This is a genomic window from Lacihabitans lacunae (assembly GCF_042649125.1).
GTDB lineage: Bacteria > Bacteroidota > Bacteroidia > Cytophagales > Spirosomataceae > Leadbetterella > Leadbetterella lacunae.
In genome coordinates, this window is the sequence record NZ_JBHRYQ010000001.1 from 867,611 (window position 1) to 884,416 (window position 16,806).

The 16,806-nt window shown below is 30.0% G+C and carries 11 protein-coding genes; all 11 read left to right on the forward strand.

Going from position 1 to position 16,806, the window contains the following annotated elements; translation table 11 throughout:
- The first annotated feature begins 75 nt into the window (after positions 1–75).
- The 11 genes from ACFOOI_RS03690 to ACFOOI_RS03740 all read left to right on the forward strand — a co-directional run bounded on the left by ACFOOI_RS03690 (position 76) and on the right by ACFOOI_RS03740 (position 16,806).
- Positions 76–237: a hypothetical protein gene (locus tag ACFOOI_RS03690; RefSeq protein ID WP_379835199.1), complete on the forward strand. Its 162-nt coding sequence runs from the start codon at positions 76–78 to the stop codon at positions 235–237.
- A gap of 628 nt (positions 238–865) precedes the next feature.
- A complete protein-coding gene (locus ACFOOI_RS03695; RefSeq protein ID WP_379835201.1) occupies positions 866–2,086 on the forward strand; it encodes a phage integrase SAM-like domain-containing protein in 1,221 nt (406 codons plus the stop codon).
- Between the two features lie 3 nt (positions 2,087–2,089).
- Positions 2,090–3,100, forward strand: a complete 1,011-nt coding sequence (locus tag ACFOOI_RS03700) for a hypothetical protein (protein ID WP_379835203.1) — start codon at positions 2,090–2,092, stop codon at positions 3,098–3,100.
- A 332-nt stretch (positions 3,101–3,432) separates the two neighbouring features.
- On the forward strand, positions 3,433–3,636 hold the full coding sequence (locus ACFOOI_RS03705) for a helix-turn-helix domain-containing protein (protein ID WP_379835205.1): 204 nt from the start codon (positions 3,433–3,435) through the stop codon (positions 3,634–3,636).
- A 164-nt stretch (positions 3,637–3,800) separates the two neighbouring features.
- On the forward strand, positions 3,801–5,468 hold the full coding sequence (locus tag ACFOOI_RS03710; RefSeq protein WP_379835207.1) for a hypothetical protein: 1,668 nt from the start codon (positions 3,801–3,803) through the stop codon (positions 5,466–5,468).
- A 3-nt stretch (positions 5,469–5,471) separates the two neighbouring features.
- Positions 5,472–5,708, forward strand: a complete 237-nt coding sequence (locus ACFOOI_RS03715) for a hypothetical protein (protein WP_379835209.1) — start codon at positions 5,472–5,474, stop codon at positions 5,706–5,708.
- Positions 5,708–6,082, forward strand: coding sequence for a hypothetical protein (locus tag ACFOOI_RS03720; protein ID WP_379835211.1), 375 nt, complete (start codon positions 5,708–5,710; stop codon positions 6,080–6,082). Before ACFOOI_RS03715 ends, ACFOOI_RS03720 begins: the two co-directional genes overlap by 1 nt.
- Before the next feature lie 658 nt (positions 6,083–6,740).
- Complete coding sequence (locus ACFOOI_RS03725) at positions 6,741–10,376, forward strand: hypothetical protein (RefSeq protein WP_379835213.1); 3,636 nt, start codon at positions 6,741–6,743, stop codon at positions 10,374–10,376.
- A gap of 693 nt (positions 10,377–11,069) precedes the next feature.
- Positions 11,070–12,293 (forward strand): hypothetical protein, encoded by a 1,224-nt coding sequence (locus ACFOOI_RS03730; protein ID WP_379835216.1) that lies wholly within the window; start codon positions 11,070–11,072, stop codon positions 12,291–12,293.
- Positions 12,294–12,371: 78 nt separating this feature from the next.
- On the forward strand, positions 12,372–15,167 hold the full coding sequence (locus ACFOOI_RS03735) for a type I restriction endonuclease subunit R (protein ID WP_379835218.1): 2,796 nt from the start codon (positions 12,372–12,374) through the stop codon (positions 15,165–15,167).
- Position 15,168: 1 nt separating this feature from the next.
- Positions 15,169–16,806 carry a class I SAM-dependent DNA methyltransferase gene (locus ACFOOI_RS03740; protein WP_379835220.1) on the forward strand — a complete coding sequence of 546 codons (1,638 nt, stop codon included), beginning with the start codon at positions 15,169–15,171 and terminating at the stop codon, positions 16,804–16,806.

Sequence of the window (16,806 nt, forward strand, 5' to 3'; positions counted from 1 at the left end):
ACTTTAAAATTGAATTGTTATTAAAAAAACTTAAATCCATTTTATTTTCATTAATACCAACATCAACCCAAACCCATGCCACAAGAAGACCAACCACCAATCCAACCTAGGGAAAGATATCCAAAAGCTAAATATCCACCCGAAAGAAAAGAGTTTCCACTTTTGGATAAATACAAAGCCTATGTAGCTTTTGTGTTTATATTATCAATTGCAATATTGGCTTATTTATCATTTTAGGAAAATTATATTTAATTCAACCTTTAAAGCCACACGACCCAATATTTTTGAAAAATCACATCTCCCAAGAATCAAATATTCCTTATCAGTATCAAATCACTTTTCAAATATCCAATTCTCAGGCAGAATGAAAAAGTGATAAAATTAGCGAAATGTAGGGTTTGATAGACTTTGCGGTATAAAAAGTATATAAAATTGACTAATGTAAGAAATTTAGATTTTGCCATGTCAAATTGCAAATTTCAGTATTTTGGAGTATTGCATCCAAAAAATCATAGTAATTGGATAAAATTCAAAACTTAGAAAACTTTGGATACAAAACTAAGTCAGTTTTTAGTGTGCAATTAAAAGAACCGGATAAAATATAGTGGGGATATGCCCTAAATTAAAAAATCCCAATCTTTCGGCTATCAAAAGATTGGGATTTTAAAAGTGGAGACGCAGGGACAACACCTGCCAAATTTCATTAAATTAAATGCAACCATAAACAATCTGATTATCAGTATGTTACAACATTTTTCATTGTTTACACTTGTATGTTATTTGATTAAATATGATATTTATGGGCTAGAAATGGGCTAGATATGGGCTAGATTTTTCAAGTTAATACTTAATATTTTCACTAATAATGGCAACTATCAATTTTATAATTCAGACAGCTAAAAAACCTTCTCAAATTTATGTTAGAGTGAAGGAAGGGTCTCAAGTAGACATCAAAGCAAAGACACCATTTTTCATAAATCCAGAGGATTGGAGCACCATAAAAAAACAACCTAAAAACTTAAAAGATGCTGAAGGGAAGAAAATATTTCTAGGATTACAAGAATTGAAAAATTCAATAATGAAGGAAATAAATGAAGTTAATGGCCACACAATTCTTAATTCGGAGTGGTTATACAAAATAATAAATCCGGTAAAATTCCAAGATTCTAAAGTTGTTGATAAATCACTAATCGGATATTTCGAAAAATATTATTTGGCCAAAAAAGAAGATTTGGCGAAAGAATCAATGTTAAAAAAAATCAAATCAATGGAGGCTTTAGTTAGGCGATTTGAGAAGAAACTAAAGAAACCCATTCAACTTAATGATGTTGATTCGGCATGGATGATAAACTTCGAAAAATTTATGCGAGATAACAAATATGGTCAAGGCTACATTTTTAGATCAGTGAAGTTTATAAAAACTATATGTAGAGATGCACGAGAATCTGGTTTAGAAACTAATATAAATTTAGATTCAATTAAATCAAAAGATAAAAAAGCGTATAAAATATATTTGACTGAAGAAGAGATTGAAATTCTTAAAGATACCCTATTACCTACTGAAAGTTTAGAAAACGCTAGAGATTGGCTAGTAATTAGTTGTTACCTCGGTCAAAGGGTTTCTGACCTTATGCGATGTGAAAAAGGAAAAATAAAAGAAATCGATGGTCATAAAGTAATTGATTTAAGGCAAAAGAAAACAGACAAAGCCATTATGATAGCAGTTTTTCCTGAAGTTGAAGAGTTTTTAGCGAAACGAGATGGTGATTTTCCTAGGCCAATTTCAGATGTTAAGTACAACAAATATGTTAAAGAAGTTTGTAAAATAGCAGGATTGAATGAAATAATTGAAGGCTCATTAAACGACACTGAGTTAAATAGAAAAATTGATGGATTTTACCCTAAATGGCAGCTTATAAGCTCTCATGTAGGTAGAAGGTCTTTCGCTACCAATTATTATGGCAAATACCCTACAGCACTTCTTATGGCCCAAACAGGGCATACAACTGAGAGGGCATTCCTTGAGTATATAGGAAAGGGTCAGGTAGATCAAGTATTACAGCTTTTAAAAATGATAAATAAGTGATAAATGAAAACTTCAATTCAACTATTACACGATTTGTACCCCACAGAATTATTTACCACCAATTTTGATAATGTAATGAATTCTGAAGTAGAAAAATTCAATATTGAATATTACAATAACTTTTTAGTCAAATTCACAGAATTAACCCAAAATTCGGTCTTAAAAGAATCTGATTTTAAAAGCTATTTAAGTAGTGAGGCTGATTTTTTTTATAAAGAAATATATCAAGAAAAAGCTAGTAAAACCACAGAAGCAGAGAAAGAAAAATTGTTGAATTTTAAGAAAGTTTTTTTAAAGAACGGTTTAGAATTTGATTTAGCTAGGAAACAAATAAATGATTCTTATGCATACATACTAAAACATTACAAAAATTTTTCTACCAACTTAGGTTTAGTTCTATTGAATCATAACTACATAGTTTTTTTTCTAAACAAAAATCCAGAGGAAAATTATCAAACATTAAAGAAATTTGAATCTAACATAAAGAAAACCTTAAACAATTTCCAAAAACCTACTGAAATATTAGTCGATATCGATCAATTAAGGATCCAAAATGATAATAGAGCACCTATTATAGAAAGGATTAAAAAGATGAATCAAAAACTAAATAGCTTTTATGAAATTATTAAATGGAAAATATTCTTTTTGGAAATAGTCCATGTAGTTGAAAAAAGTCATCAATCTATAGATCATTTAAAATTGAAGTTTGAAATAGGTGAATTCCTACATCAAGAAGTTTTTTCCAATAAAACAGGATTCTCTATTTTCAATGAGATGGTTGAGCAAAGTGAAATAAAAAAAGGCACAAACTTTTATAGTTTTCTTTTTAACCAATTAAAAAAGGATGGAATGATTACAAAAGGGATTACAAATGGCAATTATATAGACTGGCTGTCTTCAAATTATCAATATAAACTCTCTCGGGTAATAGAGCTGAAAGACATGAAAATTGAAAAATATATGCCATTATATGAAAAGGCAAAACACATTTATTTGGGCACTGCAAACCTTTAATATTAATATTCCAACTTAAAAATATAACTATATCCTTATAGTTATATTTTTTTTTGCTTTTTTTCTTTTGACAAATCGGAGAATTTTAGGATTCACGCTTTTTTGCAAATTTTGTTATTAATCCATATTTGAAAATTATAATATATTGAAAATTAAACTTTAATGATTTTTAAAATATAAATTTATTTATATTTATCGAAAAAAACTGACGACACCAGTTGAGCAAAATCATTAGACTTTTTTAAGGAAATCCCATATTTTCTAAAAAAAAATTTATTTTTCAATAAAAAAACACTGCCCCTAATTTGCAATCAAATAAACAAACATTTCAAATGAACAATAGACAATCACATCAAGCTGAAAACAGCTATCCAGAAATTTTAACTAGGCAACAGGCTGCTGACCTGCTTAGTATTAATCTTTCTACCCTCTGGGCTTGGACGAAGTCCAAAAAATTAACCGCTTACGGAGTTGGTAATAGAGTATACTATAAATACTCTGAGATTATCAATAAAAACCTAACGCCCCTCAACTGAGCATAATTTGTTCAAGCACTTATAGTAGTTCGTTTATCTTAACGTCGACTCTAAGTTTTTTTCAAAACATTAAAATCTAAAATTTCATGAATCACGATTTATTCGGGAACATTATAAATGTCTCCCCTGGCAAAGCTTTGCCTATTCAAAAGGAAAAACCATCAATGCTAAACGACGGAACTGAGCAGAATAAGATTATCCATTGTGCCACCATTGAGAGAAAAATGGTGATCAAAACAAACTCAATACTGATATATGATGCACATAAAAGAGAAATGATGGTTGCATTAAATCCAAGAGCCAAGGAAAATCTAAACAACCAGAATGGAAATGATTCATCTATGAATGGGTATTTATCTCATGCTAGTAGGCGACATATTGAAAGGACTTTAGCGGTCTGGTTAACCGCTATCGAATTGAAAAATATCCTAAGTCTGCAAAAAAAAGAAGTAAACGCAGAAAAAGTATTTCCAACATTCGTTACGCTCACACTCCCAAGCACTCAGATGCATGGAGATAACCAAATTAAAGCGAAGATCTTAAATCCATTTATTAAGTGGATAACGGAAAATTCAAAGGATGTTTACACTAAAGGCTCAAAAAAAGGCAAACAGAAAGGGTTTGGTGTAAAATGTTTTTTTTGGAGGGCAGAGCCCCAAAAAAATACAAGAATTCACTTTCATATTATTGCGGATAAATACGTACCGTGGGAAAGAATTAGAGAGGAGTGGAATAGGTGCTGTGAAATATTAGGGTATGTAAGTAGGTATTCTAAAGTGCAAAAAGCAAGATTTAAAAATGGCTTTGAAATTAATCAAAATCAACTGAAAGAAGACAAATTCAATATAATTCTAATATCTCAAGAACATCTAAAAAAAAGCAAATATTTAAGCAAAGAGATTAGAAATCTTATGGAAAAATACAAAGGGTATAATTTTTCTTTTAATGAAAAACTAAATATGAAAGAGGTTGAAAAAGTTTTGATTGAAAAGCAAAAAGTTACCTATCAAAAAGCATATGACACCGGTTTTACAAACCCTCCATCAACAGAGATAAGAGCAATTCAGAACTTGAAAAGTCTTACAGCATATGTTATTAAATATATAGCTAAAAAGCCTACTGAAATGGATTTAGAACCTAACCAAAGGGTCGTTTACAATGAAATAGAAAAAAAGGATATGCTACAAACATTTGAAATCATAAAAGACCCCGATACAAATGAAAAAAAAGAAGTAATAATTGATGAAGTGAAATATGTGCCAAAATTTGAAGAGAGGAAAATTAGCGGACGTATATGGGGCTGTTCTGATAATCTAAAAGGTTTTAAAATAACTGATGATTTAATTATTGAAGAAGACGAAATCGGCAGAAAATTTTTGACTGGCAAAAAAATTAAAGTAATGAAAGATGGTATAGAGATAGAAACTGAAGAAAAGCATCAAAAGATTCCAATTACGGAAATGAGATTCTTTACAAAAACTGTTTCAAAAAGAGAAGTAATGGCAGACAATAGCCATCATTTTCCAAAATATCACGTTTCGGACGAATTTGAAGTAAACGAAGCCGTAAAATCTTTTATTGAAAAAATGATAACGACTATAGGTCAAACTGCGATAGATGAAATTACCTCCAAAGCAGGTAAAGGTTTCGAAAATATTAATGGACTTATAATTCCGATAATTCCAGAAAAAATGGGCTATAAATCCAAAAATAAAGAAAAAAAGGTATCAGTACGTATAGATCAAGTATTAAAAGATTATGGTATTGACCAATACGAAAGTTATATCTTATACTATGAGCATGTGTTTAAATCAGTTTACCAAAATAAATAATAAATGAAAACAGAAAGTAAAAATTACGGTGATTGGAGCGTAGATGAAGTCGGAAAAATGACTTATAAACGTAATGGAAAGGTGTTTTATGAGATTCCGCCAGAGTTATTGAGGGATCCAGATAAAATTGCAGAAGTGCTATGTTTTGATGATATCGATTATCATGACTTTATGACTCATGTTATAATGGCATGTAAAAAAGCCGGATATAAATCGATAAACATAAACATAAGACCATAATGAAAGAAACAAAAGATGAAAAGATTACTTTCAGGCTTACTGAGCTCTTAAGGAAGAAAATAGAATCTTATTCAAACGAAAAAGACAGCACTATTTCAAAGGTGGTGGAAGAAATTGTAAAAGAATATTTTACGACAAAGGAGCTAAAAGTAGAGGTTCAAAAAGTTGAGCTATCTAAATCTAAAGCGTTAGCCCCAAAACCTATAAAAGTGGTCCCAAAGCAAGGTGCTGTGCAAATTAAAAATAATGACTATAAATTTAGTTTTTGGGGTGTTGTATTGTTACTGTTAATTTTAACTGTTACCATAATTTTATCTAACAGACCCAGTAAAAGAAAATACGGGTATATGTTAGATGAGGGGTTAAATGATTAATCCTTTAAACCGAAATACCATGTTAATATTTTTAGAAATTGCCTCTTACTTCAAGTTTGAGGCAATTTTGTTTTTAAGAAAGCCAAATAAAATAGCGATTCCGCTGAAAAAAAAACGGCTTTTAGTCCTTAAGTTGCTTAATCTTTTATTGACAAATTTGGACTTATAAAAACGTCCGACAAAAAACGTCCACAATCCATTTTTATCACTTAAATTTTATTGCTCAGGCAGGCAAGACAGTTGAGACAGTCTGTTTTGCCTGTCTGTTTTTGTTTCTGTCTCGCAATCTGTCTCGCCTTAAAATCGGCCTTTGACATACTGTCTTGGGCTGTCTCGGGTTTTGTCTCGGGTAAAAATTGAGAGAAAGTACTCAGAAATTGAAAAATCAATTAAAAGTGTCCGACAAAAGCTATTTTTTTTGAAAAAAAATAAACTAAAATTTCCTTTCTCGAATAAAATTCTCAAAAAAAACTCTATGAATTATCTCTCAATTTGCTAAAGTTGTAGATGTTTAATAGCTTGATGAAGTGATGTTTCATTTAGGATTACCTTTTAATAAATTGGCCTTAGATTTATTTGATTATCCAATTAAAATTCAGAAATTATTTTTTTAATAAACCTTCTTTCATGTGAATTGTAAAATTTTTATTTACAGAGTATGAAAAATAATTTAATTAAGTCCTTTTTATCTGGGTTACTAGTTGTATCCTCAAACGAAGAATTTCAAAAATCACTTTTCGTAGATGGTTCGCTCAAAAAAGCATTATTAGTTAGTGGTAAAATAATTTTTGAGAAAGTTGCAGCAGATAAATTTTCTGAGTTTACTTCAAAGATTTCTTACAAGAGATTGGTAAAGGAAATAGAAAATCCAAATAATTTAAATCATTTTCTTTCTGAAACGATTAAGCCATCAATAATCAAAGCCTTTCAATATACTAAAATTGGCTATTTGGAGAAGCTAAACGAATTAGGAGAGTCAAAGGAATTTATTAACAATGAAGAAATTAGGTTAGAATGGTTAGAAAAGGATTTGAAAGAATGGTTGGTAGAAGAATCAATAGATGATTCATTCATTGATGAAACTGAAAACAGTTTGATGAATATTAAAAACAAAATCCTTCTATTTCAAGGACAATATAAGAATCCAGAAGTTTGGGAGAGTATAAGCACATATTTTGATCAGAAATTATTTAGTTGGTTTGAGCTCTCATTCAAAAAAACTTTATTAAATAATGACAATGCCTTTAAAAGTTTTGAAAAATACTATCTTGAAAAGATCTATAAACAAGGAGAAATTAATACAGGTTTAATTTTGGAAGTGGATAGTAAAATTGGCTTAGTTAATGAAAATTTAGAGGCAATTACTGAATTAATAAAAAACGAGAATAGACTAAAAAATGAAAATTATTTGAATATTTATGAGAATTTATATTTGAATCTTGAAAATTCTAAACCAAAGGGAAGAACTAAAATTGACATTTTCAGGAATAGGTTATTAGGTGTTAGAGCGTCAGATGAAAATAATTTTTTTGAAGATATATATATTAAAAGAAAAATTGATAACGATTTATTTAACAATTGGAAAAATGGATTCAATACTATAATTGGAGGTAAAACTCTGTCAGGAAAATCTCGAGCATTATATGAACTCTTAAAAAAAACTACCATTGAAGAAATAAAATACTTCAAGGCAGAAGCATTTCCACCCAGTAATTTAAACAGCTTTTTTAAAATTGAAAAAGAAGTTGAAACCATATTAGTGTTCGATAATATGGAAAAAATACTACTTTGGGATAATAATAAAGTGGAAGAGTTTTTAAAGTTATTTTTCAATTACACAGATAACTTTATTGTAGGAATAACTAATAAAATATCGGAATGGGAAAATATTTGTTATAAGTATGATCAGTTCAGTATTCTTAAAATTCCTAATTTAACTGAAGATGTAATTGGTGAACTTAACAAAATTGAGCAGATAAATAATGAGCTTTTAGATGATACTATTGGTTCATATTTTTATCCTATTTCTAGTAGAGTAAGTGAATATAAAAACCTTTCTGAATATTCTAAAGGAGTGTTAAGAGCCTACCTAGAAATTAGTAAATGGCGAAAAAACCATTTAGGAGAAATTATGTTATTGTGGCAATATGTACATGATTTCGAAATTATTAAAGATGAGAATTTATTCAAAAAAGCTATCAATGAGATTTCATCACTAAAATATTGGGTAGACATCTATGAGGAAAATAAGTATATAACGTTAACAGATGAGGTTTTTAAATCTATAACAAATGAGATTTTAAAAAACTATATAAGCGATAACAGAGAATTTAAAATTTCTGATTTTTTCAAAGAAAGAGATGAAATATTGAAAATTTTCCAAAAAGAAACCGCATTTAAGATATTGAAAGTTTACAATACACCAGAAAACCACAATAAGCTCATAAGATTTGCAAAAGATGATTTAAAATTGGAGTTAATGATTAGATATTTGGAACAAGGTTTTCAAATTGACAGTCATATGTATGTTTCCATGCTAAATTTAAATGAGGAAACTTTATTTAATTTAATTGATGAAAAATCTATAACAATACCCTCTGATGATTCACATATCATAAGAGCAAAATGCAGATTTAAAAATTACCTCGAATCCAAAATAACTATTTTTGATTTTTTTGAGAAAAATTCACCTCTGCTTGAGGACAGAATTGAATTATTAAGATATTTAGCTGGAAAATGTGAAACTATAAAAGAACTTCAATTTATTTCAAATTTTGGTAAAAAAATCGGCTCTGATGATTTAAAAATCGGAAGGAAAATAATTGGAATAGCATTAAGAGCCCAAAGGAAAGGTAACAATCTTCAAAAAATCGATTTAGAGGGAGTGAGCATTGACGGCCAATTTATAAATTCTATAAATGAGACGTTTTTAGATTCTAATTCGCCAAAAGAAAAAGAAGCTTTTTCAATATTTTGGTCAATTATTATTTTTTCTTTACCTCATGAAAATAATAGATTGGTTTTTAATTTAATTGTCAAAGAAATTCTAAAGCTTAAAGAATTTGAATTAAAAGGAGTTTTCTTCACGAATGTTTTTAAATATTTGAATGACTTTGAAACCGCAATAAATTTCATTGAAATTGTTTCGGATGATAAAATAAACTCAAACAACCTTAATAAATTATTAGACCTATCGAATAAAAAGGAAGATTTAGATAAGGTAAATGATAAGTATAAAGAATTATCTCTTGAAAATGATAAAGATTTATACTACTACACGCAAATGCTCTATAAATTAAGAGTATTTAATCGAAGGAATGAGGCTTTTGAGTTTTATTTTGAACACAAAAACACAATATTTGATTTATATCTTAAAAGCCTAAAACCAATATTTAGGTTGGGCTTTTTTCGAGCTTTTTTGGATTTGAATCCAAAACTACATGATTTAAAGTTGCTAATAGATTTAGAATATTCTATTAGAGGCTTAATTCCCTCTGATTTTTCAACAGAATTATTTAAAAACTCGAAAAAAAATAAAAATCATGATATTATTGATTTGATATTCATGCTTAATAGAGAGTTTAAGTATAAAATTAAATCTGTAAATAGATTAAAGAATTTTATTGACTTTAAAGAGCTTCTGACCAATTTAATTGATTTACATCCATATATTGACCTTTCTAATCCTGAAATACATGAATTTATCAAGTTTCAGATTAAAAGTTATTTAATTAAAAAAAATATTTTATCTGAAGCTGATTTTGATAATATTATATTCTTAAATAATACGTATTTCAAAGGAACGGAGGTTTACATATCCAACTTAGAACAATTTTTATCCGTAATTATAAAAAGGGGAAATTATAGTCTTATTAAAAAAGTGTACACTTTTAGTTTGGGTAATTTCTGGGTGAAGGTTCCAAGTAAAAGTATGAAGCACTTGCTCGAGAAAAGGTTTTATATCTATTTTGATACTTTAAACAAAGAGGAATTATTGACTGAATTATGTTGGTTGAAAGACCATGAGATTAAACTAAATAACTTTAATAAGTCAAATAATTTCAGTTTGGAAAATTATGTTAACTTATTAAAGTCTATTTCAGATAAAAAAGAATTAATCCTATTTTTCGAGATTTTAAAATTTAATTTGGACGGTTTTAACAGATTAATGTTGACTGATTTTTCAAACGGGTATGAAAGGAAAAAGTGGTTCGAGAAAAGAATCTTAAAAAATTATCAAAATGAAGTTAAAAATATTGGAATAATTATTAGTAATAGGGGGCTACTTAAATGATATTCCTTTAGATTATAAAAATCTAATTTCAATATTTTAATAAACTCAAAATACGATACATTAAGCCTAGATTCTAAATATTTTAAAAGCGATAACATGCAAGATTCTCATAAGACTCCCTAAGAATCAAAAATGTCCGACAAAAAACGTCCACCATCCATTTTTATCACTTTTATTTTATTGAAAAGACAGGCAAGACAGTTGAGACAGACTGTCTTGCCTGTGTGTTTTTGTTTCTGTCTCGCGTTCTGTCTCGCCTTAAAATCGGCCTGAGACACACTGTCTTGGGCTGTCTCGTGTTTTGTCTCGGGTAAAAAATGAGTGAAAGTCCTCTGAAATTGAATTTTATTGAAATTTGTCAGACAAAATCATTTTATTTGATAGTTTATTGAATAGTTTTTGAGCCAAATCTATTTCGAGCTACACACTTTTTTATGTGATGCATCAAATGGTCCTTAATCTTAACAAATTCTGAAAGAATGAATCTGAAATTATTGGAGATTAACTTCAAAATTAAAATGTAAAATTATTTTGAAGTTACCTAAGGTGAATTTGCCTTAAAACTAATTAATTGATAAAAGCCTAAATAAAACATATTCAATATTATCACTTCACATATTTATAATGACCACAATTCAAAAACAATTCTACCGAATTTTCTGGGAAAATGTAGTTTGCCAAAATCTATTTTTATTGTCTAAAGAAGAATTACTTGAAACGCATGAAATAGGGCAGGGGCAGACAAGATTAATATATCCAACTAACAGAATAATAATATCCAACGCATTTCATAATGCTAATAAACTAAGAAGGGTACAATCAAGAAGCGAAATTTATGATATTAATGTTAAAGATTTCGCAAATGAAAAAATTGAATATTTGAGGCCGTATTTTGAAGAGATATATACTCAGAGATTAAAGTCTCCAATAGATCGAATTTCAGAAGATTTCAAAAAAAATAAAATAAATATTGTTGGGAAGCTGGGAGAAACCTTTGCAAACCCAGAAGAAATTGAACAAAAAATATTCATTCTACTTCAAGAATATGGCTTTATTGATAAAAGCTTAAATTCTTTCCAAGAAATTAAAGATTCTTTAGATAGATTTTTTATGCCAAAAAAGAACAAAGAAATCATAAATGAAATAACAGTAAAAAACCTATTTGAAATAATAAAATCTATCAAAGAGTTATATGTAAATAATTCATATAAAAGGCTTTATCAAACTAACCAAGTCTTAAAAAATTCCTTAACGGGAAATGTCGAATTTTACTCAAAACTTGCCTTGTTTACAGAACTTTATGAAGCTAAAATTTTAAATACATCAAAGGAAGACTCATTTGTAGAATGTATTCAATGTGAACACTTAACTTACAAAGGAGTTTTGCAAATAAAAACGAGCCCGCAAAACCTTGAAAACCTAAAATGCCCTTTTTGTAATACTGAACTTACATACTTTGTTCCATATGAGCTTAATACTGAGATTTATGAGGTGGTTAAAAGCAAAGATGGACTTTTACTTGATGCTTTTTGTAATACACTTTTAGAAAATGAAATTAATTTCTCAATAAATGATAAATTTCTTGGGGATATTGAAGTGGATTGTATTTTTGAAGATGAAAGTAAAAAGTATGTAGCTGAAGTTAAAATGTACAAACTAAATACAACAATTGAAAAACTAAAAAGTAAGGTAAGAAATCATTTTGGGAAACTTAAGGAAGATGCAGAAAGACTTTTGACGCTTCCTGAATTTCAAAAAAAAGAGTTGATTCCAATACTATTGATTAATTTTCAAGACAATAATTTTATTGATGAATTGCAAGCTGAGCTAAAACTAGCCAACAAGGATGAATTGAGCCAAAATATTAGAATCCTCAATCTAATACAAATAAAAGAAATGTTGATTGCATACGACTAATTCTGTTTTAATGTAAAAATGGAATATCAACAAATTTTGCTATTTTTACCAACCGCAAGCTAAACAACTCAAATCGCCTTGAATAACGAAAAATATACTCGGAAAGAAATCATAGACAACCGCTTGAAGCAGGCAGGATGGAATTTATCTGATAGGACCCAGGTTGTAGAGGAGTATAATATCATAGTAGATGGATTTAAAGTGGAAGATTCACAAGGACAATATGGTATCAAACAATTTAGTGATTACGTTCTTTTAGGTAAAAATGGTAAACCTTTGGCCGTGGTTGAAGCCAAAAAATCTTCTGTAGATGCCAGTATAGGTAAAGAACAAGCTAAACAATATTGTCATAACATTCAAAAAGAATCGGGTGGTGAATTACCTTTTTGTTTTTACACTAATGGACATGAAATTTACTTTTGGGATTTAGGAAATTATCCGCCTAAAAAAGTTTTAGGCTTTCCGACAAGAGATGACTTGGAGAGATACGAATACATAAGGAGAAATAGAAAGCCATTAGCAGCGGAATTAATCAATACTAATATTGCTGGACGAGATTATCAAATACATGCTATTCGTTCTGTTATGGAAGGTATTTCTAAAAAGCAAAGAACATTCTTACTCGTAATGGCGACCGGTACTGGTAAAACTAGAACTACCATCGCAATGGTAGATGCCTTAATGAGAGCTGGTTGGGTTGAAAGAGTTCTGTTTTTAGTTGACCGTATTGCTCTTAGAAATCAAGCTTTAGAAGCATTCAAAGAATACTTGCCAAACGAACCTGCTTGGCCAAAAATCGGAGAAAAATCAATTGCAAAAGATAGACGGATTTACACTTCGACCTATCCAACTATGTTGAATATAATTCGAGATGAAGAGAATTCTTTATCTCCTCATTTTTTCGATTTGATTGTGGTGGATGAAAGTCATCGTTCTATTTATAATACTTACCAAGAAGTACTTGATTATTTTAATACAATTACACTTGGATTGACGGCTACACCAACAGATGTAATTGACCACAATACTTTTAAACTTTTCGAATGTGAAGATGGAATTCCAACTTTCGCTTATTCTTATGAGGAAGCGGTAAATAATATTCCGCCTTACCTCTGTGATTTTCAGGTAATGAAAATTCAAACGAAATTTCAAGAAGAAGGAATAAGTAAAAGAACCATAAGCCTTGAAGACCAAAAACAATTAATCTTAGAAGGAAAAGAAGTTGCAGAAATAAATTTTGAAGGAACCGACTTAGAAAAAACGGTAATTAACAAAGGAACTAATGTTACCATTGTTAAAGAATTTATGGAAGAATGCATTAAAGACCCGAATGGCGTTCTTCCAGGCAAAACAATATTCTTTTGTGCAACGAAAGCCCATGCAAGAAGAATTGAAGCAATTTTTGATTCACTTTATCCTGAATACACCGGTGAATTGGCAAAAGTAATGGTGTCAGACGACCCAAGAGTTTATGGCAAAGGAGGTTTGTTACATCAGTTTACACATAACGACATGCCACGAATTGCAATAAGTGTGGACATGCTTGACACAGGAATTGATGTAAGAGAATTAGTAAATCTTGTTTTCGTTAAACCTGTTTTTTCATACACCAAGTTTTGGCAAATGATTGGACGAGGAACTAGGTTATTAGAAAAATCTAAAATTAAACCTTGGTGCCTTGAGAAAGATACTTTCTTAATTATGGACTGTTGGGATAATTTTGAATATTTCAAACTGAATCCAAAAGGCAAAGAATTAAAGGCTCAAATTCCTTTGCCAGTTCGATTTGTAGGAATACGAATTGACAAAATTGAAAAGGCATTAGAAAAAGGTAAAAATGAAATTGCACAAAAAGAAATTCAAAAACTAAGAATTCAAATTTCTGAACTGCCAACAAAATCAGTAGTTATACAAGATTCAAAAACTGATTTAGCAAAAGTTGAAGAGGATAATTTTTGGTTACACCTGACAGATGAAAAATTAGAATATCTAAGACACAAAATAAAACCTTTGTTTAGAACTGTATCGCAAACCGATTTCAAAGCAATGCGATTTCAAAAAGATGTCTTAGAAATTTCCCTTGCACATCTTTCAGAGGAAAAAGAAAAGTTCGATACGTTAAAGGAAAACATTAACACCATCGTAAGCGAATTGCCTTTGTCTGTTAACATAGTTGCAAAGCACACATCATTTATCAAGCAAGTTTTAACTAATCATTATTGGTCAACAATTACCGATGATGGATTTGAGGAATTAGCAGAAACTATATCGCCATTAATAAAATTCAGAGAACAACGCTTTCAATCAGATGGGCCAGCAAAATTGAATTTGCAAGATGTATTAAAAACAAAAGAAATGGTGGAATTTGGTCCACAAAACGAAGCTGTAAGCATTACAAAATATCGTGAAATGGTGGAAGCAAAAATTGCTGAACTCACAGAACGAAACCCTATTTTACAAAAACTAAAATCTGGTAATTCCATTTCTGAAGAAGAAGCCCAACAACTAGCTGAAGAACTCCATGAAGAAGATCCACATATTACTGAATCTCTTTTACGGAAAGTATATAAACATCAAAAGGCAAAGTTTATTCAGTTTATCAAACACATTTTAGGAATAGAAATTCTGGAAAGTTTTGACGAACAAGTTAGCAAAGCTGTTCAGCAATTTATTGTTGAGCACACACATTTAACAACAAGACAAATTGAATTCTTAAACTTATTGAAAAGTTACATTATTGAAAGAGGTAATATCGAAAAAAGAGATTTGATACAAGCCCCTTTTACAATCATTCATCCAAAGGGAATTCGTGGCATTTTTTCGCCATTAGAAATACAAGACATTTTAATATTAACAGAAAAATTCGCAGCATAATATGAGTTTAATAAATAGCAATCCGCAAATCGCTTCCAAAATAAATGACCTTTGGCAAAAGTTCTGGAGTGGTGGTATTTCCAATCCTTTGACAGCCATTGAGCAAATTACCTATTTGCTTTTCATGAAAAAGTTAGATGAAAACGATTTGGAAGAATTGTCAAAAAGCGAATTTTCAGGCGACCCTTTTACTTCAAAGTTTGAAGGTATTTATGTGCTTCCGCAGGATAGACCAAAAGGTGATGCTACTCCTGAACAGATTGCTGAAATCGAAAAAACAAAAGGAGTTGATAAGCATAGTTTGCGTTGGAGCCAATTTAAGAGAATTGCACCTACAGAAAACATGCTTTCTTATGTTCAGCAATATGTTTTTCCGTTTATTAAAGAATTGGACAAAGATGATGCATCATTTACCAAGCACATGGCAAATGCGGTATTTATTATTCCTAAGCCTTCACTTTTAAAAGAAGCGGTTGAAACTATAGATGCCATTTATTTAGAAATGGAAAAAGATGCCAACGAAAAAGGGCAAGATTTCCAAGACATACAAGGTGATGTGTATGAAATGTTGTTGAGTGAAATTGCAGCCGCTGGTAAAAATGGACAATTTAGAACACCGAGACATATTATAAAATTGTTAGTAGAATTGGTTGATCCACAATTAGGGCATCGTATTGCTGACCCTGCATGTGGCACAGGTGGTTTTTTATTAGGTGCTTACCAATACATGATTACGCAACTTGACAAAGAGAAAGATAAAAAAGAACCTGATGAAGATGGTTTCATTCGCAGTAGTCGAAGTGCATTATTAACAGAAGATGTAAAAGAAATCTTAGGGAAAAGTTTGCATGGATACGACATTGATCAAACCATGGTGCGTTTAGGCTTGATGAACTTAATGATGCATGGCATTGATAGTCCTCAAATAGATTACAAAGACACGTTAAGTAAAAGCTATACCGAGAATGCACAATACAAAATTGTATTAGCAAATCCACCTTTTACTGGTAACATAGATAAAGGCGATATCAATGAAGAACTAGCCTTAAAGACTACAAAAACAGAACTACTTTTCATTGAACGCATTTACAATATGCTGGAAATGGGGGGTACTGCCGGCATTGTTGTTCCACAAGGTGTTTTATTTGGGACTGGCGGTGCATTTGTAGACGCAAGAAAATTGATGATTGAAAACTCAGAATTGAAGGCGGTGATTACAGCACCTAGTGGAGTTTTTAAACCTTATGCTGGTGTAAGTACAGCATTATTAGTATTTACTAAAGGAGGTACTACGGAAAATGTTTGGTTCTACGATATGGAATCGGATGGTTATTCTTTGGATGATAAAAGAGCTAAACAAGAAGGATACGGAGACCTGCAAGACATAATTCATCAATATAAATCAAGAAACCCAGTAGCTGAATACGACAGAAAAGAAAAATTCTTTTTTGTACCTAAAAATGAAATTGTCTTAGCTGATTATAATTTGAGTTTTTCAAAATACAAAGAAGAAGTATTTGATGAAATAGTTTATGAAAAACCAGAATTAATCTTGGCTAAATTAATAGGAGAAGATGGAAATGGCGGATTGGAAAAGGAAATTAAAGATGGTTTGGTTTCATTAAAACAAAACTTTTAA

Coding starts and splice junctions, on each gene's coding strand:
- ACFOOI_RS03690 (WP_379835199.1), top strand. CDS start 76: ATGCCACAAGAAGACCAACCACCAATCCAACCTAGGGAAAGATATCCA.
- ACFOOI_RS03695 (WP_379835201.1), top strand. CDS start 866: ATGGCAACTATCAATTTTATAATTCAGACAGCTAAAAAACCTTCTCAA.
- ACFOOI_RS03740 (WP_379835220.1), top strand. CDS start 15,169: ATGAGTTTAATAAATAGCAATCCGCAAATCGCTTCCAAAATAAATGAC.
- ACFOOI_RS03720 (WP_379835211.1), top strand. CDS start 5,708: ATGAAAGAAACAAAAGATGAAAAGATTACTTTCAGGCTTACTGAGCTC.
- ACFOOI_RS03710 (WP_379835207.1), top strand. CDS start 3,801: ATGCTAAACGACGGAACTGAGCAGAATAAGATTATCCATTGTGCCACC.
- ACFOOI_RS03700 (WP_379835203.1), top strand. CDS start 2,090: ATGAAAACTTCAATTCAACTATTACACGATTTGTACCCCACAGAATTA.
- ACFOOI_RS03725 (WP_379835213.1), top strand. CDS start 6,741: ATGAAAAATAATTTAATTAAGTCCTTTTTATCTGGGTTACTAGTTGTA.
- ACFOOI_RS03705 (WP_379835205.1), top strand. CDS start 3,433: ATGAACAATAGACAATCACATCAAGCTGAAAACAGCTATCCAGAAATT.
- ACFOOI_RS03715 (WP_379835209.1), top strand. CDS start 5,472: ATGAAAACAGAAAGTAAAAATTACGGTGATTGGAGCGTAGATGAAGTC.